Source organism: Vibrio sp. TMPB1044 (assembly GCF_030442075.1).
GTDB classification, from domain to species: domain Bacteria; phylum Pseudomonadota; class Gammaproteobacteria; order Enterobacterales; family Vibrionaceae; genus Vibrio; species Vibrio satsumensis.
In genome coordinates, this window is record NZ_JAUJED010000042.1 from 51,267 (window position 1) to 77,737 (window position 26,471).

28 protein-coding genes are annotated in these 26,471 nt (G+C 44.7%); 19 read left to right on the plus strand and 9 right to left on the minus strand.

Going from position 1 to position 26,471, the window contains the following annotated elements; all coding sequences use genetic code 11:
* Nucleotides 1-71 precede the first annotated feature (71 nt).
* The 5 genes from mscS to tkt all read right to left on the minus strand — a co-directional run bounded on the left by mscS (nt 72) and on the right by tkt (nt 7,136).
* Nucleotides 72-938, minus strand: a complete 867-nt coding sequence (gene mscS, locus QQ041_RS20900; RefSeq protein WP_146490594.1) for a small-conductance mechanosensitive channel MscS — start codon at nt 936-938, stop codon at nt 72-74.
* A gap of 377 nt (nt 939-1,315) precedes the next feature.
* On the minus strand, nt 1,316-2,392 hold the full coding sequence (fbaA, locus tag QQ041_RS20905; RefSeq protein ID WP_010435694.1) for a class II fructose-bisphosphate aldolase: 1,077 nt from the start codon (nt 2,390-2,392) through the stop codon (nt 1,316-1,318).
* A gap of 155 nt (nt 2,393-2,547) precedes the next feature.
* On the minus strand, nt 2,548-3,711 hold the full coding sequence (locus QQ041_RS20910; RefSeq protein ID WP_048659410.1) for a phosphoglycerate kinase: 1,164 nt from the start codon (nt 3,709-3,711) through the stop codon (nt 2,548-2,550).
* A 166-nt stretch (nt 3,712-3,877) separates the two neighbouring features.
* Nucleotides 3,878-4,927: an erythrose-4-phosphate dehydrogenase gene (gene epd / locus QQ041_RS20915; protein WP_032545610.1), complete on the minus strand. Its 1,050-nt coding sequence runs from the start codon at nt 4,925-4,927 to the stop codon at nt 3,878-3,880.
* 214 nt (nt 4,928-5,141) lie between these two features.
* On the minus strand, nt 5,142-7,136 hold the full coding sequence (gene tkt / locus QQ041_RS20920; protein ID WP_146490593.1) for a transketolase: 1,995 nt from the start codon (nt 7,134-7,136) through the stop codon (nt 5,142-5,144).
* Between the two features lie 357 nt (nt 7,137-7,493).
* Between tkt and metK the strand changes: the two genes are divergently transcribed.
* From metK to QQ041_RS20965, 9 genes are all read left to right on the plus strand, one after another.
* A complete protein-coding gene (gene metK, locus QQ041_RS20925; protein WP_017062234.1) occupies nt 7,494-8,648 on the plus strand; it encodes a methionine adenosyltransferase in 1,155 nt (384 codons plus the stop codon).
* Nucleotides 8,649-9,016: 368 nt separating this feature from the next.
* Nucleotides 9,017-9,814, plus strand: a complete 798-nt coding sequence (locus tag QQ041_RS20930) for a DUF2189 domain-containing protein (RefSeq protein WP_017067802.1) — start codon at nt 9,017-9,019, stop codon at nt 9,812-9,814.
* Between the two features lie 80 nt (nt 9,815-9,894).
* The gene (locus QQ041_RS20935; protein ID WP_285954962.1) at nt 9,895-10,395 is read left to right on the plus strand and encodes a SprT family zinc-dependent metalloprotease; all 501 of its coding nucleotides are present in this window, start codon (nt 9,895-9,897) and stop codon (nt 10,393-10,395) included.
* Between the two features lie 151 nt (nt 10,396-10,546).
* Entirely contained in the window at nt 10,547-11,278 is a 732-nt protein-coding gene (locus QQ041_RS20940; protein ID WP_285954963.1) for an endonuclease, read from the plus strand.
* Between the two features lie 153 nt (nt 11,279-11,431).
* Nucleotides 11,432-12,163, plus strand: coding sequence for a 16S rRNA (uracil(1498)-N(3))-methyltransferase (gene rsmE / locus QQ041_RS20945; protein ID WP_285954964.1), 732 nt, complete (start codon nt 11,432-11,434; stop codon nt 12,161-12,163).
* Nucleotides 12,164-12,172: 9 nt separating this feature from the next.
* Nucleotides 12,173-13,123 (plus strand): glutathione synthase, encoded by a 951-nt coding sequence (gshB, locus tag QQ041_RS20950; RefSeq protein ID WP_061018824.1) that lies wholly within the window; start codon nt 12,173-12,175, stop codon nt 13,121-13,123.
* Nucleotides 13,124-13,239: 116 nt separating this feature from the next.
* Nucleotides 13,240-13,803 (plus strand): YqgE/AlgH family protein, encoded by a 564-nt coding sequence (locus QQ041_RS20955; RefSeq protein ID WP_048611435.1) that lies wholly within the window; start codon nt 13,240-13,242, stop codon nt 13,801-13,803.
* A gap of 48 nt (nt 13,804-13,851) precedes the next feature.
* Nucleotides 13,852-14,274, plus strand: coding sequence for a Holliday junction resolvase RuvX (gene ruvX, locus QQ041_RS20960; protein ID WP_048659417.1), 423 nt, complete (start codon nt 13,852-13,854; stop codon nt 14,272-14,274).
* A gap of 98 nt (nt 14,275-14,372) precedes the next feature.
* A complete protein-coding gene (locus QQ041_RS20965) occupies nt 14,373-14,531 on the plus strand; it encodes a hypothetical protein (RefSeq protein WP_179947256.1) in 159 nt (52 codons plus the stop codon).
* A gap of 70 nt (nt 14,532-14,601) precedes the next feature.
* On the opposite strand, the gene QQ041_RS20970 is transcribed toward QQ041_RS20965, so the two are convergent.
* Both QQ041_RS20970 and QQ041_RS20975 read right to left on the minus strand, forming a co-directional pair.
* The gene (locus QQ041_RS20970; protein ID WP_285954965.1) at nt 14,602-15,711 is read right to left on the minus strand and encodes a PilT/PilU family type 4a pilus ATPase; all 1,110 of its coding nucleotides are present in this window, start codon (nt 15,709-15,711) and stop codon (nt 14,602-14,604) included.
* Nucleotides 15,712-15,725: 14 nt separating this feature from the next.
* On the minus strand, nt 15,726-16,763 hold the full coding sequence (locus tag QQ041_RS20975) for a type IV pilus twitching motility protein PilT (RefSeq protein WP_285954966.1): 1,038 nt from the start codon (nt 16,761-16,763) through the stop codon (nt 15,726-15,728).
* 26 nt (nt 16,764-16,789) lie between these two features.
* On the opposite strand from QQ041_RS20975, the gene QQ041_RS20980 reads away from it, so the two are divergent.
* From QQ041_RS20980 to hemW, 7 genes are all read left to right on the plus strand, one after another.
* Nucleotides 16,790-17,494 (plus strand): YggS family pyridoxal phosphate-dependent enzyme, encoded by a 705-nt coding sequence (locus QQ041_RS20980; RefSeq protein WP_285954967.1) that lies wholly within the window; start codon nt 16,790-16,792, stop codon nt 17,492-17,494.
* A gap of 82 nt (nt 17,495-17,576) precedes the next feature.
* A complete protein-coding gene (gene proC / locus QQ041_RS20985) occupies nt 17,577-18,395 on the plus strand; it encodes a pyrroline-5-carboxylate reductase (protein ID WP_146490587.1) in 819 nt (272 codons plus the stop codon).
* A 58-nt stretch (nt 18,396-18,453) separates the two neighbouring features.
* Entirely contained in the window at nt 18,454-19,011 is a 558-nt protein-coding gene (locus tag QQ041_RS20990; protein WP_017067798.1) for a YggT family protein, read from the plus strand.
* A gap of 29 nt (nt 19,012-19,040) precedes the next feature.
* Nucleotides 19,041-19,331 (plus strand): DUF167 family protein YggU, encoded by a 291-nt coding sequence (gene yggU / locus QQ041_RS20995; RefSeq protein ID WP_009847703.1) that lies wholly within the window; start codon nt 19,041-19,043, stop codon nt 19,329-19,331.
* 28 nt (nt 19,332-19,359) lie between these two features.
* Nucleotides 19,360-19,791: a DUF4426 domain-containing protein gene (locus QQ041_RS21000; RefSeq protein ID WP_061018830.1), complete on the plus strand. Its 432-nt coding sequence runs from the start codon at nt 19,360-19,362 to the stop codon at nt 19,789-19,791.
* A 46-nt stretch (nt 19,792-19,837) separates the two neighbouring features.
* Nucleotides 19,838-20,437 carry an XTP/dITP diphosphatase gene (locus tag QQ041_RS21005; protein WP_285954968.1) on the plus strand — a complete coding sequence of 200 codons (600 nt, stop codon included), beginning with the start codon at nt 19,838-19,840 and terminating at the stop codon, nt 20,435-20,437.
* Nucleotides 20,437-21,624, plus strand: a complete 1,188-nt coding sequence (gene hemW / locus QQ041_RS21010; RefSeq protein WP_285954969.1) for a radical SAM family heme chaperone HemW — start codon at nt 20,437-20,439, stop codon at nt 21,622-21,624. The genes QQ041_RS21005 and hemW overlap by 1 nt, the downstream gene beginning before the upstream one ends.
* 118 nt (nt 21,625-21,742) lie before the next feature.
* Here the strand turns inward: hemW and glsB are convergent, their stop codons facing one another.
* The gene (glsB, locus tag QQ041_RS21015; RefSeq protein ID WP_146490582.1) at nt 21,743-22,663 is read right to left on the minus strand and encodes a glutaminase B; all 921 of its coding nucleotides are present in this window, start codon (nt 22,661-22,663) and stop codon (nt 21,743-21,745) included.
* Between the two features lie 187 nt (nt 22,664-22,850).
* Nucleotides 22,851-23,570: a tRNA (guanosine(46)-N7)-methyltransferase TrmB gene (gene trmB, locus QQ041_RS21020; protein ID WP_004735468.1), complete on the minus strand. Its 720-nt coding sequence runs from the start codon at nt 23,568-23,570 to the stop codon at nt 22,851-22,853.
* A 165-nt stretch (nt 23,571-23,735) separates the two neighbouring features.
* Here trmB and mutY point away from each other — a divergent pair, with 165 nt between their 5' ends.
* The 3 genes from mutY to mltC all read left to right on the plus strand — a co-directional run bounded on the left by mutY (nt 23,736) and on the right by mltC (nt 26,301).
* Nucleotides 23,736-24,797, plus strand: a complete 1,062-nt coding sequence (gene mutY, locus QQ041_RS21025) for an A/G-specific adenine glycosylase (protein ID WP_146490581.1) — start codon at nt 23,736-23,738, stop codon at nt 24,795-24,797.
* Nucleotides 24,798-24,825: 28 nt separating this feature from the next.
* Nucleotides 24,826-25,098, plus strand: a complete 273-nt coding sequence (locus QQ041_RS21030; RefSeq protein WP_050651844.1) for an oxidative damage protection protein — start codon at nt 24,826-24,828, stop codon at nt 25,096-25,098.
* A gap of 69 nt (nt 25,099-25,167) precedes the next feature.
* The gene (gene mltC, locus QQ041_RS21035) at nt 25,168-26,301 is read left to right on the plus strand and encodes a membrane-bound lytic murein transglycosylase MltC (RefSeq protein ID WP_060982721.1); all 1,134 of its coding nucleotides are present in this window, start codon (nt 25,168-25,170) and stop codon (nt 26,299-26,301) included.
* Nucleotides 26,302-26,471: the final 170 nt, after the last annotated feature.

Sequence of the window (26,471 nt, forward strand, 5' to 3'; positions counted from 1 at the left end):
AAATATAGCTCCAAGAAAAAAGGCGGATAACCTAAGTTATCCGCCTTTTTATTCAACTTGTCGAAGCTTTATTAGCCCTCAACTTTGTTCATGTGAACATCCATTTGTGGGAATGGAATTTCGATACCCTCTTTATCCAAGCCTTCTTTGATTGCTTGCATTAAGTCGAAGTAAACATTCCAGTACTCTGCAGTGCTAACCCATGGGCGAACCACGAAGTTAACTGAAGAGTCAGCAAGGGTGTGAACACCTACTTGAACGCCTGGTTCTTTCAACACGCGCTCATCAGATTCACAGATCTTAGTCAGTAGTTCTTTGGTCTTTTGTAGATCAGCACCATAAGAAACACCGATCATTAGGTCGATACGACGCGTGTCATGACGAGAGTAGTTCGTGATTGGGCTGCCGATAACGCTGCCGTTTGGTACCACAACCATTTTGTTATCAGGTGTTGTTAGAACAGTTTGGAAGATTTGAATTGAATCAACTGAACCCGCCACACCACCGATTTCCACGTAGTCACCAGACTTGAATGGACGGAATGCAACAATAAGTACACCAGCAGCAAAGTTAGATAGTGAGCCTTGCAGTGCAAGACCAACGGCTAAACCAGCCGCACCAATAACAGCAACTACAGATGCCGTTTGAACGCCTAAACGACCAAGTGCAGCAATTAAAACAATAACAAACAATAAGTAACGAACTAAACCGTGAATAAATTCCACAACCGCTCGGTCCATCTTCTTCTTCTGAAGAACCTTAGCCACGCTATTCGCTACAGCTTTAACAATTAGGTTACCAATAAATAAAATTATCAGTGCTGAAATAATATTTACGCCATATTGGATAAATAGATCTGAATTATTTGTTAACCACTGCTCTGCTTGAGATAAACCATCCACAAGCGGAGTTTCAATTACTGTCGAACTATCAGCCATAATGTGCATCCTCTATATAATATGCTATGGGCTAAACTGCCTTAAGCCTAATTTACCCTGCAATATAAGAAACAGTTCAATTACCGTTAAGTCATTGTGTTAAAAGTAAATTAAAGCCAAGTCCTTTTTATAAACTAAACCAAGTTCAGTTTTTCGGCACGATATCCTATCTTTGATAGATTGCAAAGTCATATTTATGTAAGCTTTTGAATTATTAAAACTTACCGATAAACACAAATACCGATAACTAAAAGACTACGAAATTTATTCACCGCACGCTAGGTTTTTCACATAATTAATACAAGTTTTTATCAGACATAAAAAAACCCGCTCAATGAGCGGGTTTTTAAAACTTAAAGAGTACTTAATTCAAAGAATTATAGTACGTCTACAGCGTTAAGGTCAGCAAATGCTTTCTCTAGACGAGCAACCATTGAAGCTTGACCAGCACGTAGCCATACGCGTGGATCGTAGTACTTCTTGTTTGGAGCAGCTTCGCCAGTTGGGTTGCCGATTTGACCTTGTAGGAAATCGAAGTTGTCAGCAGAGTACTGACGGATACCGTCCCAAGTTGCCCACTGTGTATCAGTATCGATGTTCATTTTGATAACACCGTAGCCGATAGACTCTTGGATTTCTGCTTCAGAAGAACCAGAACCACCGTGGAATACGAAGTTTAGAGCGTTAGGTGCGATACCGAACTTCTCTGCACAGTATGCTTGAGAATCACGTAGGATAGTTGGAGTAAGTACAACGTTACCAGCTTGGTAAACACCGTGTACGTTACCGAAAGAAGCAGCGATAGTGAAACGTGGGCTAACAGCCATTAGTTTCTCGTATGCGTATGCTACGTCTTCTGGAGAAGTGTAAAGCTCAGATGCGTCCATATCAGAGTTATCTACGCCGTCTTCTTCACCACCAGTACAACCAAGTTCGATCTCGATTGTCATGTTCATTTTAGCCATGCGCTCTAGGTACTTAGCACATGTTTCGATGTTCTCTTCTAGAGACTCTTCAGAAAGGTCTAGCATGTGAGAAGAGAATAGAGGCTTACCAGTTTGTGCGAAGAACTCTTCACCAGCGTCTAGTAGACCGTCGATCCATGGAAGAAGTTTCTTAGCAGCGTGGTCAGTGTGTAGAATAACTGGAACACCGTAAGCTTCAGCTACAGCGTGTACGTATTTTGCACCAGCTACAGCGCCAAGAACTTGTGCGCCTTGACCTTCAAGTTTAACGCCTTTACCTGCGAAGAATGCAGCGCCACCGTTAGAGAACTGAACAACTACTGGAGCTTTAACTTTAGCAGCAGCTTCTAGTACTGCGTTTACAGAGTCAGTACCAACAACGTTTACAGCAGGAAGAGCAAATTTGTTTTCTTTTGCTACTTCAAATACTTTCTGTACGTCATCGCCAGAAATCACACCAGGTTTTACAAAATCGAAGATCTTAGACATGGAAATAGTCCTATTTATTCTATCGTTTTAAGATTAAAAAACTTAAGTTCAAAAACTTGCAATCGTTTGCTCACAACTTATGCCATTCTAGCAAAAAAGTGTGATATTCAGCAAACGTTAAAAGGCGAGATTCGCATCTCGCCTTTCTAAATCAATTATGCTTTAGCACGCTCTTCAAGCATTGCTACTGCAGGAAGTACTTTACCTTCAACGAACTCAAGGAAAGCGCCGCCGCCAGTAGAGATGTAAGAAACGTCAGCTTTGATACCGAACTTGTCGATAGCTGCTAGCGTGTCACCACCACCTGCTACAGAGAAACCTGCAGACTCAGCGATTGCTTTAGAGATACCCGCTGTACCCGCTTCGAAGTTTTTGAATTCGAATACGCCTACAGGGCCGTTCCAAAGGATAGTTTTTGCATTGCCGATGATTTCAGCTAGTGCTGCAGTTGAATCTGGGCCAAGGTCGAAGATCATGTCGTCGTCTTGAACTTCAGAAACGTGCTTGATTTCAGCTTCTGCGTTTTCGTCAAATGCTTTAGCACATGCAACGTCAGTCGCTACTGGGATAGCACACTCTTTCATTAGCTTTTGAGCCGTTTCAACTAGGTCAGCTTCGTACAGAGACTTACCTACGTTGTGGCCTTCAGCAGCGATGAATGTGTTCGCGATACCACCACCAACAACAAGCTGGTCAGCAATTTTAGAAAGAGATTCTAGAACTGTTAGTTTAGTAGAAACCTTAGAACCACCAACGATAGCTACTAGTGGGCGAGCTGGGTTGTCCATTGCTTTACCAAGAGCTTCAAGCTCAGCAGCTAGAAGAGGGCCAGCACATGCTACAGGAGCGTAAGTACCAACGCCGTGTGTAGAAGCTTGAGCACGGTGAGCTGTACCGAATGCGTCCATCACGAAGATGTCACATAGTGCAGCGTATTGCTTAGAAAGTGCTTCTTCGTTCTTCTTCTCGCCTTTGTTAAAGCGAACGTTTTCAAGAACAACTAGTTCACCAGCGTTTAGCTCTAGGCCGTTTACGTAATCTTTCGCTAGCTTAACGTCGCAGTCTAGTGCGTCGTTTAGGTAGTTAACCACAGGAGCTAGAGAGAACTCTTCGTTGTATTCGCCTTCAGTAGGACGACCAAGGTGAGAAGTAACCATAACTTTTGCGCCAGCTTCTAGGCAAAGTTTGATAGTTGGTAGAGATGCTAGGATACGTGCATCTGAAGTTACTTTACCGTCTTTTACTGGTACGTTTAGGTCAGCACGGATAAATACGCGTTTACCTGCAAGTTCCAGGTCAGTCATCTTGATCACAGACATGATTTGTCCTCTCAAATTTAAATAAATATAAAGTTTTGGAAACTCAGCAACCCTGCTAAGCCTATAAATTATTCAACTGGTAATTCTTTCACTACTAATAATATGTGGACACTTAATATTTATTTCAAGCTAAAAAATAAATAATCCACACATTTGCTTCTAGGTCTTACTTCTTGCCTTCAGAAGCTTGCATTGCAAGAACCGTATCCAGCATTCGGTTCGCAAAGCCCCATTCATTGTCACACCACACTAGCATTTTCACTAAGTGGCCGTTGCTCACTCGAGTTTGTGAACCATCAACGATTGCGCTATGGGGATCGTGATTAAAGTCGATGGAAACGAGCGGCGCTTCAGTATAGTCAACTATATTGTGTAATGTACACTGGGACGCATTAACAATGGTTTGATTTACGTCATTAACTTTCACATTTGTATTAATTGTGACACTTAAATCCATCGCTGTTACGTTTACCGTTGGCACACGCACAGATATCGCTTCGAACTTGTTAGAAAATTTCGGGAAGATTCTTTCAATACCTTTATGCAATTTGGTATCGACAGGAATGATGGATTGGCTCGCAGCTCGAGTACGGCGAAGGTCGCTGTGGTACGCGTCGATCACTTGCTGATCATTCATTGAAGAGTGAATCGTTGTAATGGTACCGGACTCGATGCCAAAGGCGTCATCAAGAACCTTAATGATAGGAACAATACAGTTGGTGGTGCATGAACCGTTGGAAACGATTCGATGGTCAGCTTCGATGGTATCGTGATTCACACCATAGATAATGGTGTTATCAAGATCATTAGCACCAGGATGTGAAAACAGTACCTTTTTCGCCCCAGCAGCTATGTGCGCTAGACCGTCAGCTCGGCAACCGTAAACACCGGTACAGTCGAGTACAATATCCACCTCTAGATCACGCCAAGGCAACAACTCAATATCAGCAAGGTGCAAGATACGAATTGTGTCGAAGTCACCTTTATCTTCCGCACCAATGCCGTGATGGACATAGATGTGCTCTTGGTCGTTGGAGATCTTCTTACCGAAGCGGCCGTGACTGGTGTCGTACTGCAATAGGTGAGCCATAGCGTCAGGCTGAGCAAGCTCATTGACAGCTACTACTTTGATTTGTTGGCTTTTGCCACTTTCATAAACAGCGCGTAATACATTACGCCCTATTCTTCCAAATCCGTTTATCGCGACTTTTAGCATAGTTCCGTACATCTAACCAAAATTTCGTGCGACAGATGATAACTTAATCCTACCCAAAAGGCATTACTTGAATAACTCAGCCTACTTAGGACAGATTGTTCTGCTGCGTATAAAGATGAGTCTAGGAGAAAACAAATCCCAGAGACAAAAAACCGAGCTCAGCGCTCGGTTTTTTCCTTCATTTAACTGTTAGCACAAGGCCATCAGTCAATGATTATGCAAGAAGCTCTTTCGCAGTGTTTACTACGTTTTCAGTAGTGAAACCGAACATCTTGAATAGCTCGCCTGCTGGTGCAGATTCGCCGAACGTTGTCATACCGATGATCTTGCCACCGAAACCAACATACTTGTACCAGAAGTCAGCGATGCCAGCTTCTACTGCGATACGCGCTGTAACGTCAGATGGAAGTACAGACTCACGGTATTCAGCGTCTTGCTTGTCGAACGCGTCAGTTGCAGGCATAGATACTACGCGTACCTTCTTACCTTCAACGGTTAGTTCAGCAGCTGCATTAACCGCTAGCTCAACTTCAGAGCCTGTAGCGATAAGGATTAGCTCTGGCTTGCCTTCACAATCTTTCAGGATGTAACCACCCTTAGCGATGTTTGCTACTTGCTCAGCGTCACGATCTTGTTGTGCAAGATTTTGACGAGAGAAGATCAGAGATGTAGGGCCATCTTTGCGCTCGATTGCCAGTTTCCAAGCCACTGCAGACTCAACTTGGTCACATGGGCGCCATGTGCTCATGTTTGGAGTTAGACGTAGAGAAGCGATCTGCTCAACCGGTTGGTGAGTAGGACCATCTTCGCCTAGGCCGATTGAATCATGAGTGTAAACTTGGATATTCTGAACTTTCATCAGAGCAGCCATACGCATTGCGTTACGCGCGTATTCCATGAACATTAGGAATGTTGCGCCGTATGGTACGAAACCACCGTGCAGAGCGATACCGTTCATGATCGCCGTCATACCGAACTCACGTACACCGTAGTGGATGTAGTTACCAGAGAAATCAGCTGCTTCAAGAGACTTAGAACCAGACCACATGGTTAGGTTCGAAGGCGCAAGGTCAGCAGAGCCACCCATGAATTCTGGAAGCATTTGACCAAACGCTTCTAGTGCGTTTTGAGATGCTTTACGTGAAGCGATGTTTGCTGGGTTAGCTTGAAGATCAGCAATGATTGCGTTTGCTTTCTCTTCCCACTCGGCTGGTAGTTCGCCGTTAGTACGACGTTTGAATTCTGCTGCTAGCTCAGGGTAAGCCGCTGCGTATGCGTCAAACTTAGCATTCCACGCTGCTTCTTTAGCCGCGCCTGCTTCTTTTGCATTCCACTCAGCTGCGATATCTGCTGGGATTTCGAAAGGACCGTGTTCCCAACCCAACGCAGCTTTAGTTGCTGTGATTTCATCAGCGCCTAGTGGAGCACCGTGACAGTCATGCGTACCCGCTTTGTTTGGCGAACCAAAACCGATAATAGTTTTAGTACAGATAAGTGTTGGGCGAGGATCTGCTTTAGCCGCTTCAATAGCAGCGTTGATAGCATCAGAGTCGTGACCATCTACTGCTGGGATTACATGCCAGCCGTAAGCTTCAAAACGCTTAGGTGTATCGTCAGAGAACCAACCTTCAACTTCACCATCGATAGAGATACCGTTGTCATCCCAGAAAGCAACCAGCTTACCAAGACCAAGCGTACCTGCTAGAGAACATGCTTCGTGAGAAATACCTTCCATCAGACAGCCATCACCCATGAATGCATAAGTGTAGTGGTCTACGATGTCGTGGCCTTCTTTGTTGAACTGTGCAGCCAGTGCTTTCTCAGCCATTGCCATACCAACAGCGTTAGTGATGCCTTGACCTAGAGGACCAGTCGTTGTCTCGATACCAGGAGCGTAACCGTACTCTGGGTGACCTGGAGTCTTCGAGTGCAGTTGACGGAAGTTCTTAAGGTCTTCAATTGAAAGCTCGTAACCTGCAAGGTGAAGCAGAGAGTAAATCAACATTGAGCCGTGGCCGTTAGACAGGATAAAACGGTCGCGGTCAGCCCACTCTGGGTTTGCTGGGTTGTGGTTCAAGTGGCCACGCCAAAGAACTTCAGCGATGTCAGCCATACCCATAGGTGCGCCTGGGTGGCCTGAATTTGCTTGTTGAACACCGTCCATGCTAAGTGCGCGGATTGCATTGGCTAGATCTTTACGAGAAGGCATGTCTGCTCCTGAGTACATAAGCGATTTAAAAAAGAGATAATTGCTAAAGTTTTCATTTTTATTAGCGCGGGTATTCTCTCAAACGACTATTGCTACTGCAAACGTTTTACTGGCATTTTAACGGTCACTTTTCGCAATTTTCGAACATTTACATCACTTAGCAATGGCTTACCCTATTCAATACGCAAACGTTTAGTTATGACATATCATAAAAAAGAGCTTGTAATTCGACCGCTGGAATTTAGAATAGCCGTCTAGATGTAGAAACACCTACAAAATATACTGTATTTAATGGCGGCGCTTCCTGACTTGCGACGCCATAAACTATTTACACCAAAAACTAAAAGTGGAGCTCTCATGGCTAAGCACCTATTCACTTCTGAATCTGTTTCAGAAGGCCATCCAGATAAAATTGCAGACCAAATCTCTGATGCTGTTCTTGATGCCATCTTGGAACAAGATCCAAAAGCACGTGTTGCTTGTGAGACTTACGTTAAAACCGGCATGGTTATGGTTGGCGGTGAAGTAACAACGTCTGCATGGGTTGATATCGAAGAAATCACTCGTGAAACAGTGCGTGAAATTGGTTACGTCCATTCTGATATGGGCTTTGACGCTGACTCTTGTGCTGTTCTTAACACCATTGGTAAGCAGTCTCCGGACATCAACCAAGGTGTTGATAAAGAAGATCCTAAAGAGCAAGGCGCAGGCGACCAAGGCATCATGTTTGGTTACGCGACTAACGAAACACCTATCCTAATGCCAGCTCCAATTACTTACTCTCACCTTCTTGTTAAGAAGCAAGCTGAAGTACGTAAGAGCGGTAAGCTTGACTTCCTTCGCCCAGATGCAAAATCTCAAGTTACGTTCCAATACGACCAAGGTAAGATCGTTGGTATCGACGCTGTTGTTCTTTCGACTCAACACTGCGATTCAGTAACAACACCTGACCTACGTGAAGCAGTAATGGAAGAGATCATTAAGCCAGTACTTCCTGCTGAGTGGATCAACAAAGACACTAACTTCTTCATCAACCCAACAGGCCGTTTCGTAATCGGTGGCCCAATGGGTGACTGTGGTCTAACTGGTCGTAAGATCATCGTTGATACCTACGGCGGCGCAGCTCGTCACGGTGGTGGTGCATTCTCTGGTAAAGATCCATCAAAAGTTGACCGTTCTGCAGCTTACGCGGCTCGTTACGTTGCTAAAAACATCGTTGCTGCTGGCATGGCCGATCGTTGTGAGATTCAACTGTCTTACGCTATCGGTGTTGCTGATCCAACATCTATCATGGTTGAAACGTTTGGTACTGAAAAAGTAGCTCACGAAATCATCATTGAAGCAGTTCGTCAAAACTTCGACCTACGTCCATACGGTCTTCAAGAGATGCTGAACCTTCTTCAGCCTATCTACAAGCAGACAGCGGCATACGGCCACTTTGGTCGCGAAGAGTTCCCTTGGGAAGCGACTGACAAAGCAGCAATCCTTGCGGACTTCGCTGGCCTAAAATAATTTAGCCACTGCGATTTGTTTCTTTAAAGCCCTTACTTCTTAGTAAGGGCTTTATTTTTATGTACTTACCGAACTCTCATTCACCATACTCTTCTCTAATACCCTTCTTTACCGTTAACCACTTAGTATAAAAAGCCACTGATAATTTGTGTTTTCTAACACTACTGACAATAGTTAAGGTAACTCCTAAGCGATCAAGCTCACATTTAACTTAAATTAATTCAGTCTGATAACGCTCGTTAAATGCACGCTAGAACAAAAACTAGGATGACAAAGAGCAATTTAGCTCAACCCCATAACTCTCACACAAGCCACATCGATGAGCCTTATGGAATTATAACTAGGACGTTATTTAACTAGGGGGATCTATGCCTCGTACCGCGCACCCATCCGAACTGAACGATAAAAAACACAAGGTCAGCGATAAGGATTACGCTCGCACCATTCCTTGCAACCAAATCAGTATTTCTGCACCCTTTCATTGGTTGTCGCTTGCTCTGCATGACTTAGTAAGAATGCCATTAATCAGCGCATTTTACGGATTGTGCTTTATGGGAGCGGCAATTGCGATTGTTCAACTTGTCCAATGGCAAGGAACACACTTGGTCGTAATGCCAAGCCTTATCGTGTACATGCTGATAGGGCCGTTTCTTGCTCTGGGCTTATATGACGCAGCCTGGGAAAGAGAAAAAGGCCACAACGCCAGCCTACTGCACTCGATGAAAGCCATTACTCGCAACTCCACCCACCAATGGGCCTTTGCGATTGTATTGATGGTTGCGATGATATTCTGGATGCGTATTGCTGCGTTATTGCACGCACTCTACCCTTCAGTGCAAGGTGCACCATTGGCTGAGTTCGCTCCCTTCTTAATTACGGGTTCTGTGATTGGTTTTGTTATCGCAAGCCTCATATTTAGCATCTCAGCATTTTCAATTCCGTTAATGATGGAGAGACGCGTTGATGTGATGAGTGCGATTTTCACTAGCTTTAATGCCGTGAAATCGAACATTCCTGCAATGGTGGTTTGGGCAAGTATTATTTGTGCCGGTATTTTGGTGGGTTTTGCCACCTACGGCATCGGAATGATCGTCACCATGCCGCTACTTGGTTATGGTACATGGCACGCTTATCACGAGATAATTAAGAAAAAACATCACGTGTAAAACATCGCTAGATCAACAAGCAATGTTATGATGAGGCCTTAGCTTAAACGCTGAGGCCTTTTATTTGGAGTTAACAACGTTTGTCTTACACCCCGCAACAACATCGAGCAAATAAGAAGTTGGCCGAGTGCCTAGCTATCGCTAATCAACATTTCTCCCGTGAATTCCCATGCCCAACTATCACTTACAAATTAAGAGGAAAGGCAGCGGGAAAGGCCTACCTTCAGCTTAATGAAATTAAGCTCAACCATGTACTCTTCGCCGAAAATGAAGATGCCTTCATTAACGAGGTGCTGCCTCATGAACTGGCACATCTGATCACACATCAAGTATTTGGACGAGTGAGACCTCACGGGAATGAGTGGAAATACGTAATGGAAAAGGTATTCAACGTACCAGCCAAAACAACCCACAGTTTTGAGATCACCTCTGTGCAAGGCAAGACCTTTGAATACCGCTGCAACTGCACGGTTTACCCACTTTCGATTAGACGTCACAACAAGGTATTACGTAACCAATCAAGCTACCGCTGCCAACAATGTAATCAAACCTTGGCCTTTACAGGCACACAACTCAGCTAGCACCCAATACTCGACACACGTGAGATTCAGTAACCTGCTCGTTTTTTTTCAGGAAATTGCACTCCACTGATTGGATGATTGAAATGTAATAGAGAAATCTATCACTTGAGTGCTAGACTGATGTTTATCATACTTTTATCAGTCTTTTTCTATGCAAAAACTCACCTTCAAAGCATTTGGCCTACCTGTGTCTTTTTACTTATCAATAGTATTTGGCCTACTGGTAACCCAAAGCGTTTTCGCCGCACCACCGAGCTCATTCTCCAAAGCAAAAAGAGAAGCGGTGAAGATTTATCTCGACCACCCGACTTCATTTTATTGTGGCTGTGACATTACTTGGAAAGACAAAAAGAAAGGCATTCCAGACCTTGATGGCTGTGGTTATCAAGTACGAAAGCAGCAAAATCGGGCGAGTCGAATTGAGTGGGAACACGTGGTTCCCGCTTGGCAATTTGGCCACCAGCGTCAGTGCTGGCAAGACGGTGGGCGCAAGAACTGCACTCGTAATGACAAAGTATTCAAATCGATGGAAGCCGACCTTCACAACCTAACTCCGGCCATTGGCGAGGTTAACGGTGATCGCTCCAACTACAATTTCAGTCAGTGGAATGGAATGGATGGCGTGAGTTACGGTCAGTGTGAAATGCAGGTCAACTTCAAACAGCGTAAGGTTATGCCGCCAGACAGAGCAAAAGGTTCTATCGCGCGTACTTATCTTTACATGAGCCAAGAGTATGGCTTCAAGCTATCTAAGCAACAAACCAACCTGATGATGGCGTGGAACAAGCAATTTCCTGTCGACAAGTGGGAATGTACTCGTGATGAGCGAATCTTTGCCATCCAAGGGAATCACAACCCATTTGTTTACCCTGCTTGTAAATAACGTCGCTCGTACAATCAACATTCCTAACTATCTCAAACAAGAGTTTCAGAATTGCCTCTGAAACTCTTGCTCTACCCTTGTTTTTTCAACTAAAAGCATCCATGTTAGGCAGAGACAAAATACCCAAATGAACATATTTATAGGTTTACCAGCATGAGAATCCCTCGTATCCATCACCCAGAACGCATTCATCAGTTAGGTTCACTCGCTTTAGGCGAAGATGCCGCGGGTCATGTTGGTCGTGTCCTTCGCATGAAAGAAGGCCAAGAGGTCCTTCTATTTGACGGCAGTGGCGCTGAATTCCCTGCGACGATAGCTGAAGTATCAAAGAAAAATGTCACCGTTAATGTTACTGAACGCATCGAGCGCAGCAGCGAATCTCCGTTAGACTTACATTTAGGCCAAGTGATTTCACGTGGCGATAAAATGGAGTTCACGATTCAGAAATCGGTTGAGCTTGGTGTGAACACCATTACCCCTCTAATTTCAGAGCGCTGTGGTGTTAAGCTTGATACAAAACGCTTCGAGAAAAAACTCGCACAGTGGCAAAAGATTGCTATCGCGGCATGTGAACAGTGTGGCCGCAACACGGTTCCTGTCATTCGTCCAATCATGCAGCTTGAAGAGTGGTGCAGCGAACCAAGCGAAGCACTAAAGCTAAACCTGCACCCTCGTGCAAAATACTCGATTAACACACTTCCGGAACCCATCAACAAGGTGCGCCTATTGATTGGTCCTGAAGGAGGACTGTCCGCTGAAGAAATTGGCATGACAGAACAATATAAATTTGAAGAGACACTACTCGGCCCACGTGTACTTCGTACCGAAACAGCTGCTCTAACCGCAATTACTGCCTTACAAGTCCGTTTTGGCGATCTAGGCTAGGAGAAAAAAATGATCAAACTTGGCATCGTAATGGATCCAATTTCATCCATTAACATCAAAAAAGACTCTAGCTTTGCCATGATGCTTGAAGCTCAGCGTCGAGGTTACGAAATCCATTACATGGAAATGGATGATCTACACTTAGATCAAGGCGTAGCCATTGCTGACACTAAGGTTGTAGAACTAAAAGAAGATCCAAACGGTTGGTACGAATTCAAGTCAGAGCAGACAATCGCGCTATCTGATTTAGATGCAGTATTGATGCGTAAAGATCCTCCGTTTGATACTGAGTACATTTACGCGACCTACATTCTTGAGCGTGCTGAAGAAAACGGCGCACTGATCGTAAACAAGCCACAAAGCCTACGTGACTGTAACGAAAAGTTGTTCACGGCTTGGTTTCCAGAGCTAACACCCACTACCATCGTGACTCGTAAAGCTGAAAAGATTAAAGAGTTTCGTGAGAAGCATGGTGACGTGATCCTAAAACCACTTGATGGTATGGGTGGTGCATCTATTTTCCGCGTGAAGGAAGGCGATCCAAACGTATCTGTGATTATTGAAACACTGACGAACCACGGTCAAAACTACGCAATGGCACAAACCTTTGTTCCTGACATCAGCAATGGTGATAAGCGTATTCTTGTAGTTGACGGTGAGCCAATGCCTTACTGCCTAGCTCGTATTCCAGCTAAAGGGGAAACTCGCGGCAACCTAGCAGCTGGCGGTACAGGTGAAGCTCGTCCGCTAAGTGAAACAGACTGGGCTATCGCACGAGCAGTCGCTCCTTCACTAAAAGAGAAAGGCTTAATCTTTGTAGGACTTGATGTTATCGGTGACAAGCTAACAGAAATTAACGTGACTAGTCCTACTTGTATCCGTGAAATTGAAGCTGCTTTTGATATTTCGGTAACAGGTAAATTAATGGACGCTATCGAGCGTCGCATTAACGCTAAATAGCCTAAACTAAAGAAAGCCTTAGCTATTCGCAAACACGAAGTAAATAGGCACAGAATCAATGAGCGGCTTAACGCCGCTCTTTTTCCTTTACTGGGAACACACTGGCAGGAGGCTCTATGAATTTAACGAACCACTTTCTGGTTGCTATGCCCGGAATGAAAGACCCCTACTTTCAAAATTCGGTAATTTACCTTTGTGAACACAACGACGAAGGTGCGATGGGCTTAATGATCAACGCCCCTATTGATGTGACTGTCGGAAGCATGCTTAAACAAGTTGAGGTTGATTCTGAGCAGCCGAAATCCAACCAAGCAAGTCTTGATAAGCCAGTATTGAACGGTGGGCCGGTCGCAGAAGACCGTGGGTTTATTTTGCACAAACCTAAAGGCAGCTATCAATCCAGCATCAACATGACAGATCAAATCTCGGTAACAACCTCAAAAGATATCTTGATGGTGCTGGGCACAGAAGATGAGCCGATGAATTATTTAGTCGCACTTGGGTATGCAGGATGGGAACCGGGACAACTGGAAACCGAACTTACCGAGAACTCATGGTTAACCGTTGAAGCCGACCCGAAGGTCATCTTCGATACACCGATTTCTGACCGCTGGAAAGTTGCCGTGCAGATGTTAGGCATTAATGCGGCTCAGCTTTCAGCTGACGCTGGTCACGCCTAGCTCAAATCAGTATATAAACTCTCAAACACAGATTAATTGGGAAACCCCATGTCACGAACAATTATGGCATTTGACTACGGAACAAAAAGTATCGGTAGTGCGATAGGACAAGAAATCACGGGCACCGCAAGCCCTCTAAAAGCCTTTAAAGCCAAAGATGGCATCCCCAACTGGGACGATATTGAAAAGCAAATAAAAGAGTGGCAGCCGAACCTTATTGTGGTTGGCCTTCCTACCGACCTTCATGGTAAAGATCTAGCAACCATCACACCTAGAGCAAAGAAGTTTGCCAACCGCCTAAAAGGGCGCTTTGGTGTCGATGTTGAATTGCATGATGAGAGATTATCAACCGCAGAAGCAAGAGCTGACCTTTTTGACATGGGTGGCTATAAAGCATTAAGTAAGGGCAATGTGGATAATCAGTCCGCTGTTGTTATTCTAGAAAGTTGGTTTGAAGCACAATATTCTTAACGAAAATTAAGTGAGCAAAAATTGAACTAATTTGTGATCCCGCACGAATTTCACGCCGTAATGTCGATGCAATTCAAAATCAGAACGTGGGAGTTCACATGAAAATTTTTCTAGCAATCTTCGCCGCTCTAACCATTTCAGCATGCAGTTCAATGGGTGGTTCAGCGGGTTACACTGGCGAACAATATCCAACTAAAATTAAATTAGAGAAAGAGCGTGGCTACTCGAACGACAACAACCGTTTTGCTCATCACTAATTTATTCACTTCATAAAAAACCCGCATCTTAAGCGGGTTTTTTATTTGCACCAGACACTAGGCATTCAACCTAACCCATGTCTATCTTCACCCCAGCCAAAGCACCAGTCCCGTAGTCATCATCTCCACGTCTGGTTTTTAGCATCAAACGTAAGTCATTAGCAGAGTCAGCACTGTGAAACGCATCCTCTTCGCTGATCTTACCTGCTACAACTAAATCGTACAAAGCTTGATCAAAGGTCTGCATACCAATCTCTTTCGATTTCGCCATTGTTGCTTTTAGCTCGTGCAGTTCACCGCGACGAATCAAGTCAGACACTCGGGGGCTGTTGAGTAAAATCTCAAACACACCATGACGCCCGCTGCCATTCTTATCACGGATGAGTTGCTGAGCGACGACACCACGTAGGTTCATCGACAGATCAAACAAAAACTGTTCTTTCTGCTCTTTCGGCACCAAGTGGAGAATACGCTCTAACGCTTGGTTAGCGTTATTGGCGTGCAAGGTTGCCATACACAAGTGACCAGTCTCAGCAAAAGTCATCGCGTATTCCATGGTCTCACGGCTACGAATTTCACCAATCAAAATCATATCTGGTGCTTGGCGTAACGAGTTCTTAAGCGCAACTTCATAGCTCTCGGTGTCGAGTCCAACCTCACGTTGCGTCACGATACACTTTTTATGTTCGTGGACAAATTCAATAGGGTCTTCAACCGTCAATATATGACCGGAACGATTGGTGTTACGATAGCCTGTCATTGCAGCCATTGAGGTCGATTTACCAGAGCCAGTCGCCCCAACCACCAGCACAAGTCCGCGCTTAGCAATTGAAAGGTCCTGTAGTACATCAGGAAGCTTTAATTGCTCAAAGGTTGGGATGTTAGTCTCGATGCGTCGAATGACCGCTCCTGGTAGCTCTCGCTGAAAAAACGCACTGACACGAAAACGACCAAAATCACGCACAATAGCAAAGTTTGCCTCACGCGTTTGCTGATACTCATCACGTCGGTCTTGTTCCATCATCGCATCAAGTAATTGAGCAACCTGAGCCGCATTCAGCTTATCTCCTTGAGGTCGCAATTCACCATCAACACGAAACAGGATAGGCGCATCAACGGTGATATAAAGATCCGATGCTTTTTGAGACAGCATCCCTTCAAGGATTTGATTCAATTCCATTTTGTTCACCTTGATTAAAACATTGAGGTTTCAATTTCGATCTTTCTCTCGACCTCTTCCGAATCAACCAAGCCTTGAGCTATTAGCTGCTTCGCGTTTTGCTCCATGGTTTGCATACCATGTGCTGCACCCGTTTGAATGATCGAATACATCTGCGCAACCTTGTCTTCACGAATCAGGTTTCTGATCGCAGGTGTCGCCATCATGATTTCATGACACGCGATACGACCGCCACCAATACGCTTTAGCAGCTTCTGAGCAATCACAGAGCGCAACGACTCGGACAGCATTGAACGCACCATGTCTTTGTCGCTACCCGGGAATACATCGATAATACGGTCTATAGTTTTAGCCGCGGAGCTGGTATGCAAAGTACCAAAAACCAAGTGACCAGTTTCTGCTGCGGTTAGCGCTAAGCTAATGGTCTCTTGGTCACGAAGCTCACCCACAAGAATAACGTCTGGGTCTTCACGTAACGCGCTGCGCAGCGCCGCTTTAAAGCTGTGAGTATCACGATGAACTTCACGCTGGTTAACAAGGCATTTATTGTTGGTATGAACGAATTCAATTGGGTCTTCGATCGTCAGGATGTGCTTATTGTGGTTGCGGTTTACATAATCAACCATCGCCGCGAGAGTCGTCGATTTACCAGAGCCAGTAGGGCCAGTGACAAGCACTAAACCTTTTTCGTAGTTAGCAATCTTTTCAAAGATCTCAGGCGCACCTAACTCATCTAAAGTTGGGATCTCTACAGGGATAGTTCGAAAGACAGCTGAGCAACCACGTGCTTGGTTAAAAGCATTCACACGGAAACGGCCAACATTGGGTAATTCAAAAGAGAAATCGACTTCCAATTTTTCTTCAAACTCACCGCGTTGTGAATCGCTCATGATCTCAAAAACCAAACGATGCACATCAGCATGACTCAAAGCTGGGATTCCAAGCTTCCTTACTTCACCATCTATACGTACCATTGGAGATACACCCGCAGAAAGATGTAGATCTGACGCGTTATGCTTTACACTAAAATCTAGTAACTCAGTGATATCCATTTATTTTCCCTTAAGTAAAGTCAGCTATGAGTAGTATTCAACAAAATATCGAACAAATCACCTCACAGATTCGTAGTGCTGAGCAAAAGTGCGGACGAGCTCCAGACTCCGTGCAACTTTTGGCCGTCAGCAAAACTAAACCTATTGATGCAATTCTAGAAGCCGCACTTGGAGGTCAAGTTGCCTTTGGTGAAAACTATGTTCAAGAAGGTGTTGATAAAGTAAAACACTTTTCAGAACAACATTCTAACCTAAATTTAGAGTGGCATTTTATTGGTCCAATTCAATCCAATAAAACCCGCCCAATCGCGGAAAGCTTCCAATGGGTGCATTCCATCGATCGCGATAAGATCGCACAAAGGCTTAATGATCAACGTCCAAGCGCACTTCCACCTTTGCAAGTTTTGATTCAGGTAAACACCAGTGGTGAAGAGTCCAAGTCTGGAACGTCAGAAGAGACAGTTTTTGCACTCGCGGAGTTGATTTCATCGCTCCCCAACCTCACCTTAAGAGGATTGATGTCGATTCCTGCAAACGTATCTGACTATCAATCTCAGCTTAATGCATTTTCTCAACTGGCAGAGCTTAAAGACAAGCTAGCCGCGAAGTATTCAGACATTGATACCCTTTCGATGGGGATGAGTGGTGATATGGATGCAGCAGTTGAGGCTGGTAGCACAATGGTTCGCATTGGAACGGCTATTTTCGGCGCTCGTGATTACGCGAAATAGCCGTTGTAACCAACCAACGATAAGTACAAGTATTGATACCGCTTCGCCTTATCCGCGCAGCGACACGCTCAGGATTTTATATATGGAACATAAAAACATCGCCTTTATTGGGGCGGGAAACATGGTTCGCTCAATTGTAGCGGGCTTGGTAGCGAGTGGTTACCCAGCGCAAAAGATTACTGCTACAGCACCTTCAGAAACCAGAAGGCTGCCGTTAGAACAAGAATACGGCATCAATACCACCAGCGATAATATTACAGCAGCAGAGCAAGCAGACGTTGTGGTGTTATCAGTGAAACCACAAATGATGGCTAATGTATGTAACCCCTTACAAGATATCGACTTCAGTAACAAACTGGTTATCTCCATTGCCGCGGGTATTAGTGCGAATCGACTCAATGAGATGTTAAACTGCCAACTGAACCTTGTACGTGTGATGCCAAACACGCCATCACTGCTTGGTAAAGGGATGAGCGGTCTTTATGCTGATTCAACGGTCAGCCAAGATGATAAAGACTTCGCTTCTCAACTAATGCAAGCTGTAGGTGAGGTAAGCTGGGTTGAACAAGAGTCTGGCATCAACAGCATCATTGCGGCGGCGGGGAGTGCTCCAGCTTACTTCTTCCTGTTTATGGAAGCGATGCAAGCAGAAGCGGTCAACCAAGGCTTCGACCAAGAAACCGCTCGTAAATTAGTTCAGCAGTCTGCATTAGGCGCGGCAGAGATGGTGGTAGCGAATCCAAATACTGAATTATCTACACTGCGTGAACAAGTGACATCAAAAGGCGGCACGACCGCAGAAGCACTGCGCACGTTTAACGAACATCAACTATCAGACATCGTAGCAAAAGCCATGCAAGCGGCGGTTGCTCGAGCTGAAGAGATGGAAAAACTGTTTTAAGCATTTTGTCGCTTCAATTTATACCTAAGCGACAAGTAAATCCGAAAAAGGAAACAATATGAACTCGATGAGCTTTCTGATCTCGACCGTTTTTGATCTTTACATCATGGTTGTGATCTTGCGTATCTGGCTACAAGCATCACGTGCAGATTTCTACAACCCATTCTCACAATTCATCGTAAAAGCGACACAACCGGTTGTTGCCCCACTACGCCGAGTTATTCCATCAATTGGCAGCCTTGATCTGGCGACGGTTGTTTTTGCTTATGTGCTGTGTGTACTTAAGTTCGTTGCTCTAAACCTTATTATCTCTGGCGGCGCTGCCGTTTTCGATATTAGCTTCCTTATCTTTGGCGCACTTTCTCTGCTCAAAGCGGCTGGTGGTTTAATTTTCTGGGTTCTACTTATCCGTGCAATCCTAAGTTGGGTAAGCCAAGGTCGTAGCCCAATCGAGTACGTGTTCCATCAACTGACTGAGCCAATGCTAGTACCTATCCGCCGTATCCTTCCAGACATGGGTGGTTTCGACCTAAGCGTGTTGGTTCTGTTCATTGTTCTGCAATTTGCGAACTTCCTAATGGGCGACATGATTGGTCCTATTTGGTATCAGCTATAATTCAAGTACGAACATTAGGTACTTTGACGATGCCAAAAGCGGTTTGGGCCGAGGAAGACGATATTCTTCTTAGGCTCTATATCCAACCCAAAGCAAGCCGAGACAAAATTGTCGGCTTGCACGGTGAAGAACTGAAAATTGCCATTACTGCACCACCGGTTGATGGCAAAGCCAATGCCCATTTAGCGAAATACCTTGCGAAACAGTTTAAGGTCGCCAAAGGGCAAATTAAGATAGAGAAGGGAGAGCTAGGTAGGCATAAGCAAGTTCGAATATGCTCGCCAAGCCAAATCCCAACTGAAGTCAAAGCCATCCTATGATGGCTTTTTGCTATTTATTGGAGTCACTATGCGTCTATGGATTACAGCACTACTCACCGCTCTTGTTGCCTTACCGAGCTCAGCAGGACAGTTTAAGAACATTAAGGATGTCGAGGTTCATTACTCGGCTTTTAATTCTACGTTTTTAACTGCGCAAGTCGCTAAGCAATACAAACTTAAGCGAAATGGATACTCAGCAATCCTCAACATCAGCGTGTTAGACAAGGCTTCCCTAGGCAAGCCTGCTACAACGGCTAAAATTACGGGAACAGCGAAGAACCTCGTTGGAAACACCCGAACTTTGAAGTTTCGAGAAATCAAAGAAGGTGATGCGATTTATTACCTTGCTGAGTTCCCTGTAACTCACGAAGAGAACATCACCTTTAACATCGATGTTAACGCAGGCTTGAAAGGCACAGGCCCACTGCGCTTCACTCAGAAATTCTATATAGAAGAGTAAGCTATCCCTTACTTTTCATTTATTCACTTATTAGAGTCACATTCCCATGAGCAAGATTGTTTTAGCAACAGGCAACCAAGGTAAAGTTCGCGAGATGGCAGGCATTCTGTCTGAGTTTGGTTTTGACGTGGTCGCACAAAGTGAATTGAACGTTTCAGAAGTCGCTGAAACGGGGACAACTTTCATTGAAAATGCCATCATCAAGGCTCGCCATGCTGCGAAAGAGACAGGGCTGCCAGCGATTGCTGACGACTCAGGTTTAGAGGTTGATTTCCTTAAGGGTGCTCCGGGCATCTACTCAGCGCGCTACTCAGGTGAAGGGGCTACGGATAAGCAAAACATTGAAAAACTGCTTGATGCCATGCAAGGTGTGGAAACTGAAAAGCGTACCGCTCGTTTCCACTGTGTGTTGGTGCTCATGCGTCACGAAAACGATCCAACACCATTGGTGTGTCACGGTAAATGGGAAGGTCGCATTCTGACTGAAGAGCACGGTGAGAATGGCTTTGGCTACGATCCTGTATTCTTTGTACCAGAAGATAACTGTGCATCTGCTGAACTCGAATCTACACGTAAAAAGCAGCTTTCACACCGCGGTAAAGCCCTTGCTTCACTATTCGAAGCAATCAAAGAGCAAGCTCTGTAATGCACGATACAGCGCTTATACCACCAGCACTTAGTCTCTATGTACACATCCCATGGTGTGTACAAAAGTGTCCATATTGTGATTTCAACTCACACGCTCTGAAAGCCGAGATTCCTGAAAAAGAATACATTGATGCTCTGCTTGAGGATCTCGATACTGATATCGAAAAATACCAACTCAATGACGCACCTCGTCCACTGCACTCGATCTTTATTGGTGGTGGTACTCCGAGCCTATTCTCTCCAGAAGGAATTGGTCGATTGCTGCAAGGTATTGAACAACGCATCCCGTTCAAACCGGAAATCGAGATAACCATGGAAGCCAACCCTGGCACCATTGAAGCTGAGCGTTTTGCTGGTTATCAAAAAGCAGGGGTTAGTCGAATCTCGGTGGGCGTGCAAAGTTTTGAGCAAGAGAAACTGGAAAGACTTGGCCGTATTCATGGGCAAGATGAAGCGGTTAACGCCGCTCATTTAGCACATAAAATAGGATTAAATAGCTTCAACCTAGATCTAATGCACGGCTTACCGGATCAAAGCATTGATCAGGCCTTGGCTGATTTGGACAAAGCGATCGAGCTCGATCCTCCACATTTGTCTTGGTATCAGCTAACAATAGAACCTAACACCATGTTCTATTACAAAACGCCAAAGCTACCTGACGATGATGACCTTTGGGATATCTTCGACTTAGGCCATAAAAAGCTCGCAGACGCAGGTTATGTACAGTACGAAATTTCAGGCTACAGCAAGCCGGGGTATCAGTGTCAGCATAATCTCAACTACTGGCGCTTTGGTGACTACCTAGGTATTGGCTGTGGCTCTCATGGCAAGCTGAGCTTTGCAGATGGACGTATTGTTCGCACTACTAAGGTTAAACACCCTAGAGGCTACCTAGCAGCGTATCAGAACCTGGTGAAGCCTTACCTATCTGATGAGTTTGAAGTGCCAAATGAAGACCGCCCTTTTGAATTCTTTATGAACCGCTTCAGACTAATGGAAGCGTGTCCAAAACAAGATTTCGTTGATACAACGGGGCTTGATTTTGACGCTGTCCATTCAACGATTGAGTGGGCAAAAGAGCTAGGTTACTTGAATGAAACCGACACGCACTGGCAGATCACAGAAAAAGGGAAGCTATTCCTCAACGATTTGCTGGAAGCCTTTATGGCAGAAGAAGACGAATAGATTCGAGATTTATTGTGTAAGGGTTGGCTTTAGAGTCAACCCTTTTTGTTTTATGAACCCCTCTCGAAACGAAGCGCTCTATAGGACGAAATCTGTACTCGCATCTCGCACCTTTCTTCTAGAAAATAGAACGACCAATTCGCTCTGAAAGCAATTCCAACGCTTTAGTACCAGCAAGAGAGTTACCAGAAGGATCAAGCTCTGGAGACCATACAGCAATTGTCATCTCTCCCGGAACGATAGCGATAATACCGCCACCCACACCCGACTTACCCGGCATACCAACACGATAAGCAAACTCACCAGCTCCATCGTACAAACCACAAGTTGCAAGCAAAGCATTCAACTGCTTAGTTTGAACAGATGTGATGATCTCTTTCTTGGTTTGAACCGACACACCTTTGTTCGCCAAATAGCTAAAGGTTTTCGCCAAATCTACACACGTCATTTTAAGTGCACAAGCATGGAAGTAATTGTTGAGTACCGGAATAACATCGTTCTCAAAATTACCAAATGAACGCATCAAATAAGCAATGGCAGCATTACGATCGCTGTGCATCATTTCTGACGCCGCTACCACCTTGTCATACACAATATGAGTATCACCCGATAGCTGACGCACAAACTCTAACAAACGATGTCTCGGTGCTGACAGGCGGCTTTGTAGTAGATCAGCTACGACAATAGCACCCGCATTGATGAACGGGTTACGGGGGATACCATGTTCCATCTCAAGCTGAATCATAGAGTTAAAGGCTTGGCCAGAAGGCTCTTTGCCTACGCGTTGCCAAATTTCTTCAGGCTTATATAACACCATAGCTAAGGTCAGGCTCAAGGCTTTAGAGATGGATTGCACAGAAAAGGCTTCCTCTGCATCACCCGCTTGAATCACCTCACCTTCGTTTGTGTATACTGCAATCGCCAGTTTCTGGTTCGATACGCGTGCCAATGCAGGGATATAATCAGCGACCTTTCCCTGACCAATTAGGGGACGAACTTCGTCTAAGATCTCGGCCAAAATAGCTTGAGTTGGTTTCATGTGCGCTTACTTCTATATTGTTATTTTTGTAGGGGTGTAACGTTACTTTCTGTCCTTAAGCCTTTATAGCAATAAAAGCCTAAGGACAAAAAAGCCAACATTACAATAATGTTGGCTTTAATCAATCCCATAAAGTGTAGGGGTTAAATCCTAAGTCGGACTGCCCTTCACTTAATTTGATTCGGAGTTACTTAGTACGCTTGAACTTAATGTCCCAAACACCATGGCCTAAACGGTGGCCACGCGCTTCAAACTTAGTTAGTGGGCGCTCATCCGGACGAGGAATGTAATCACCATCTTCAGCGATGTTCTCGAAGCCTGGAGCTACGTTCATCACTTCAATCATATGTTCTGCGTAGTTTTCCCAGTCTGTTGCCATGTGGAAAATACCAGTATCAAGTTGAAGCTTACCGCGAACCATCTCTGCAAACTCAGCCTTAACGATACGACGTTTATGGTGACGAGCCTTGTGCCATGGGTCGGGGAAGAACAGTTGCAGTGTATGCAGGCTGCTATCTGGAATCATGTGTTCAAATACTTCTACAGCATCGTGACACATTACACGCAGGTTAGTTACGCCAGCATCGCGAGCTGTACCTAAACACGCACCAACACCCGGGCTATGAACTTCAATACCTAAGAAATTTTTCTCAGGTGCGTTCTTTGCCATTTCAACCAGTGATGCACCCATACCGAAGCCAATCTCTAGTACAACCGGGTTATCGTTGCCAAATACTTCTTTCCAGTTAAGAAGCTCTGGGTTGTAGTCGATACCCATTGTTGGCCAACATTCGTTCATCGCGTTCTCTTGGCCTTTTGTTAAGCGGCCTTCGCGGCGAACAAAACTACGGATCTTACGAACCAGTTTGCCGTCTTCAGTATATTCGTTAGTGGTCACTTCACTCATTGATTTTTGCCTGCACATTGATTAATCAAAGCGGGGATTATCCAAAGAATTGCCTCCGGTGCAAGTCTTTCCGTGGATAAATTCCCACACAATTTGTCTGTTTTACATCCAACGTTAAGTGTGGTGCAATTTCGCTTCTAATAATAGCAAAGCATAGAGCATGTCGTGACTCCTTTCGCAACCGCCATATTAAAATGGTATGACGCCTACGGGCGTAAAGAATTACCTTGGCAACAAAACAAAACCGCCTACACCGTTTGGCTATCTGAAATCATGCTTCAACAGACTCAAGTCGCCACGGTGATCCCATACTACCAGCGCTTCTTAGAACGCTTTCCAACGGTTATCGACCTAGCGAACGCCGAACAAGATGAGGTGCTCCACTTATGGACAGGGCTTGGTTATTACGCACGAGCTCGCAATCTACATAAAGCAGCCAAGATCGTTGCTGAGCAGTATGGTGGTGAATTTCCGCTTTCTATCGAAGAGATGAACGCGCTACCGGGAATAGGTCGCTCAACTGCAGCTGCAGTGCTGTCTTCCGTTCATAAGCTCCCTCATGCGATTCTTGATGGCAATGTAAAACGAACGCTTGCGAGAAGCTTTGCCGTTGAGGGTTGGCCGGGGCAAAAGAAAGTCGAGAACCAGCTTTGGGAATATGCCGAAGCACATACTCCGAAGAAAGATGTCGATAAGTACAACCAAGCAATGATGGACATGGGCGCGATGGTTTGTACCCGTAGCAAGCCTAAATGTACTCTGTGCCCGATTGAAAGCATGTGTGAAGCCAAGAAACTTGATAGACAACTCGATTTCCCGGGCAAGAAACCTAAGAAAGAAAAACCAGTAAAAGAAACATGGTTTGTGATTCTGTACCACGACAACCAAGTGTGGCTCGAACAGCGTCCTCAGTCTGGTATCTGGGGTGGATTGTTTTGTTTCCCTCAAAATGAAAACGCAGAGATCGAACATCAACTAGACCTTCGTTCGGTCAAAGACACTGAAACAGATTCGATAAAGACCATGATTGCGTTTAGGCACACTTTCAGCCACTACCACTTAGATATCACGCCAGTATTGGTGAAATTAGATAAACAACCAGATTTGATAATGGAAGGGACTAAAGGTCTCTGGTATAACTTATCAAAACCGGAAGAAATTGGCCTAGCGGCTCCAGTAAAGCTGCTTATTGAGAGCCTACCCTTTGAACTGAACGACGACGTTTGAATCAACGAACGCGATAAGAGGAACCACTATGAGCCGCACTGTATTTTGTGCTCGCCTTCAAAAAGATGCTGAAGGCCTAGATTTTCAACTTTACCCAGGTGACTTAGGTAAGCGTATCTTTGAGAACGTGTCTAAAGAAGCTTGGGGACAATGGCAAAGCAAGCAAACCATGCTTATCAATGAAAAGAAGCTAAACATGATGGATCCTGAGCATCGTAAACTTCTTGAAACTGAGATGGTTAACTTCCTTTTCGAAGGTAAAGATGTCGTAATTGATGGCTATACTCCACCAAGCGAATAAGACATTTATTTAAGCAATTTTTAATGACATCATGGTTAACGCTGCGATGTCATTTTTGTATGAGGAACTATGAAAAAGCTAAGTTACTTCCTAACAGCCATGTTATTAACTGGCTGCAGCCGTGAATTTGTCGAAAGCATTTATGATGTCAATTACGAGCCGACCAACCGATTTGTAAGTAATTTGGCGGAGCTACCCGGTCAATTTGAAAAAGACACGGGTGCCCTAGATTCCTTGATTAATAGCTTTTCTGGTAACATCCAAAAGCGTTGGGGCAGCAGTGAAGTAAAGATGGCTGGTAAAAGTAACTATGTGAAATACATAGACAATTACCTAAGCCGTTCCGAAGTTAACTTTAGCAAAGGCCTGATAACGGTAGAAACCGTCTCCTCTACTGAGCCTAAAAAACACCTCAAAAACGCGATCATGACAACGCTTTTGACGCCAGATGATCCGGCGCATGTTGACCTATTCTCTTCCAAAAGCATCAAGTTAGAAGGTAAGCCTTTCCTCTACAATCAAGTTGTTGACCAAGATAAAAAGCCCATTCAATGGACATGGCGTGCTAACCAGTTCGCTGATTACCTGATCGCTAACAACCTAAAAACCAAAGAAGTCGACTTTAAAAAATCCTACTACGTTGAGATCCCAATGGTGGCCGATCACGCCAGTCAGCGTAGTTATCAATACGCCGACATCGTTCGACGAGCATCGCAGCGTTATGACATTCCTGAAGACTTGATCTACGCGATTATCAAAACAGAAAGTAGTTTCAACCCCTACGCAGTGAGCTGGGCGAATGCATACGGTCTTATGCAGGTGGTACCTAAAACCGCAGGTCGAGATGTCTTTAAGTTAGTAAAGAACAAGCCAGGAGAGCCCAGCCCTGAGTATTTATTCAATCCAGAAAACAACATTGATGCTGGTACCGCATACTTTTACATACTCAAAAATCGTTATTTGAAAGATGTAAAACACCCGACAACGCTCGAGTACAGTATGATTTCAGCATACAACGGCGGCACTGGTGGCGTGCTCAACACCTTCAGTAAGGACAGAAAACGAGCAATGCGAGACTTAAACTCGCTGCAACCTAGCCAAGCGTATTGGGCACTTACTAAGAAACACCCAAACAAAGAGTCGCGCCGATACTTAGAAAAAGTAACAAAATTCAAGAAAGATTTTAACCAAGGCAAAACGTAAGCCTCACTTTTGAATAAAAAAACAACTAACGAACGTTTTTTTTAATTATTTTCAAAAAAGGTGTTGACGGTTATGCAGAAAATCCGTTTAATAGCGCTCCGTTGCCCGGATAGCTCAGTCGGTAGAGCAGAGGATTGAAAATCCTCGTGTCGGTGGTTCGATTCCGCCTC

Excerpts from the sequence above, each read along its gene's own strand:
- mscS (WP_146490594.1), bottom strand. The coding sequence starts at position 938 with ATGGCTGATAGTTCGACAGTAATTGAAACTCCGCTTGTGGATGGTTTA.
- fbaA (WP_010435694.1), bottom strand. The coding sequence starts at position 2,392 with ATGTCTAAGATCTTCGATTTTGTAAAACCTGGTGTGATTTCTGGCGAT.
- QQ041_RS20910 (WP_048659410.1), bottom strand. The coding sequence starts at position 3,711 with ATGTCTGTGATCAAGATGACTGACCTGGAACTTGCAGGTAAACGCGTA.
- epd (WP_032545610.1), bottom strand. The coding sequence starts at position 4,927 with ATGCTAAAAGTCGCGATAAACGGATTTGGAAGAATAGGGCGTAATGTA.
- tkt (WP_146490593.1), bottom strand. The coding sequence starts at position 7,136 with ATGCCTTCTCGTAAAGATCTAGCCAATGCAATCCGCGCACTTAGCATG.
- metK (WP_017062234.1), top strand. The coding sequence starts at position 7,494 with ATGGCTAAGCACCTATTCACTTCTGAATCTGTTTCAGAAGGCCATCCA.
- QQ041_RS20930 (WP_017067802.1), top strand. The coding sequence starts at position 9,017 with ATGCCTCGTACCGCGCACCCATCCGAACTGAACGATAAAAAACACAAG.
- QQ041_RS20940 (WP_285954963.1), top strand. The coding sequence starts at position 10,547 with ATGCAAAAACTCACCTTCAAAGCATTTGGCCTACCTGTGTCTTTTTAC.
- rsmE (WP_285954964.1), top strand. The coding sequence starts at position 11,432 with ATGAGAATCCCTCGTATCCATCACCCAGAACGCATTCATCAGTTAGGT.
- gshB (WP_061018824.1), top strand. The coding sequence starts at position 12,173 with ATGATCAAACTTGGCATCGTAATGGATCCAATTTCATCCATTAACATC.
- QQ041_RS20955 (WP_048611435.1), top strand. The coding sequence starts at position 13,240 with ATGAATTTAACGAACCACTTTCTGGTTGCTATGCCCGGAATGAAAGAC.
- ruvX (WP_048659417.1), top strand. The coding sequence starts at position 13,852 with ATGTCACGAACAATTATGGCATTTGACTACGGAACAAAAAGTATCGGT.
- QQ041_RS20965 (WP_179947256.1), top strand. The coding sequence starts at position 14,373 with ATGAAAATTTTTCTAGCAATCTTCGCCGCTCTAACCATTTCAGCATGC.
- QQ041_RS20970 (WP_285954965.1), bottom strand. The coding sequence starts at position 15,711 with ATGGAATTGAATCAAATCCTTGAAGGGATGCTGTCTCAAAAAGCATCG.
- QQ041_RS20975 (WP_285954966.1), bottom strand. The coding sequence starts at position 16,763 with ATGGATATCACTGAGTTACTAGATTTTAGTGTAAAGCATAACGCGTCA.
- QQ041_RS20980 (WP_285954967.1), top strand. The coding sequence starts at position 16,790 with ATGAGTAGTATTCAACAAAATATCGAACAAATCACCTCACAGATTCGT.
- proC (WP_146490587.1), top strand. The coding sequence starts at position 17,577 with ATGGAACATAAAAACATCGCCTTTATTGGGGCGGGAAACATGGTTCGC.
- QQ041_RS20990 (WP_017067798.1), top strand. The coding sequence starts at position 18,454 with ATGAACTCGATGAGCTTTCTGATCTCGACCGTTTTTGATCTTTACATC.
- yggU (WP_009847703.1), top strand. The coding sequence starts at position 19,041 with ATGCCAAAAGCGGTTTGGGCCGAGGAAGACGATATTCTTCTTAGGCTC.
- QQ041_RS21000 (WP_061018830.1), top strand. The coding sequence starts at position 19,360 with ATGCGTCTATGGATTACAGCACTACTCACCGCTCTTGTTGCCTTACCG.
- QQ041_RS21005 (WP_285954968.1), top strand. The coding sequence starts at position 19,838 with ATGAGCAAGATTGTTTTAGCAACAGGCAACCAAGGTAAAGTTCGCGAG.
- hemW (WP_285954969.1), top strand. The coding sequence starts at position 20,437 with ATGCACGATACAGCGCTTATACCACCAGCACTTAGTCTCTATGTACAC.
- glsB (WP_146490582.1), bottom strand. The coding sequence starts at position 22,663 with ATGAAACCAACTCAAGCTATTTTGGCCGAGATCTTAGACGAAGTTCGT.
- trmB (WP_004735468.1), bottom strand. The coding sequence starts at position 23,570 with ATGAGTGAAGTGACCACTAACGAATATACTGAAGACGGCAAACTGGTT.
- QQ041_RS21030 (WP_050651844.1), top strand. The coding sequence starts at position 24,826 with ATGAGCCGCACTGTATTTTGTGCTCGCCTTCAAAAAGATGCTGAAGGC.
- mltC (WP_060982721.1), top strand. The coding sequence starts at position 25,168 with ATGAAAAAGCTAAGTTACTTCCTAACAGCCATGTTATTAACTGGCTGC.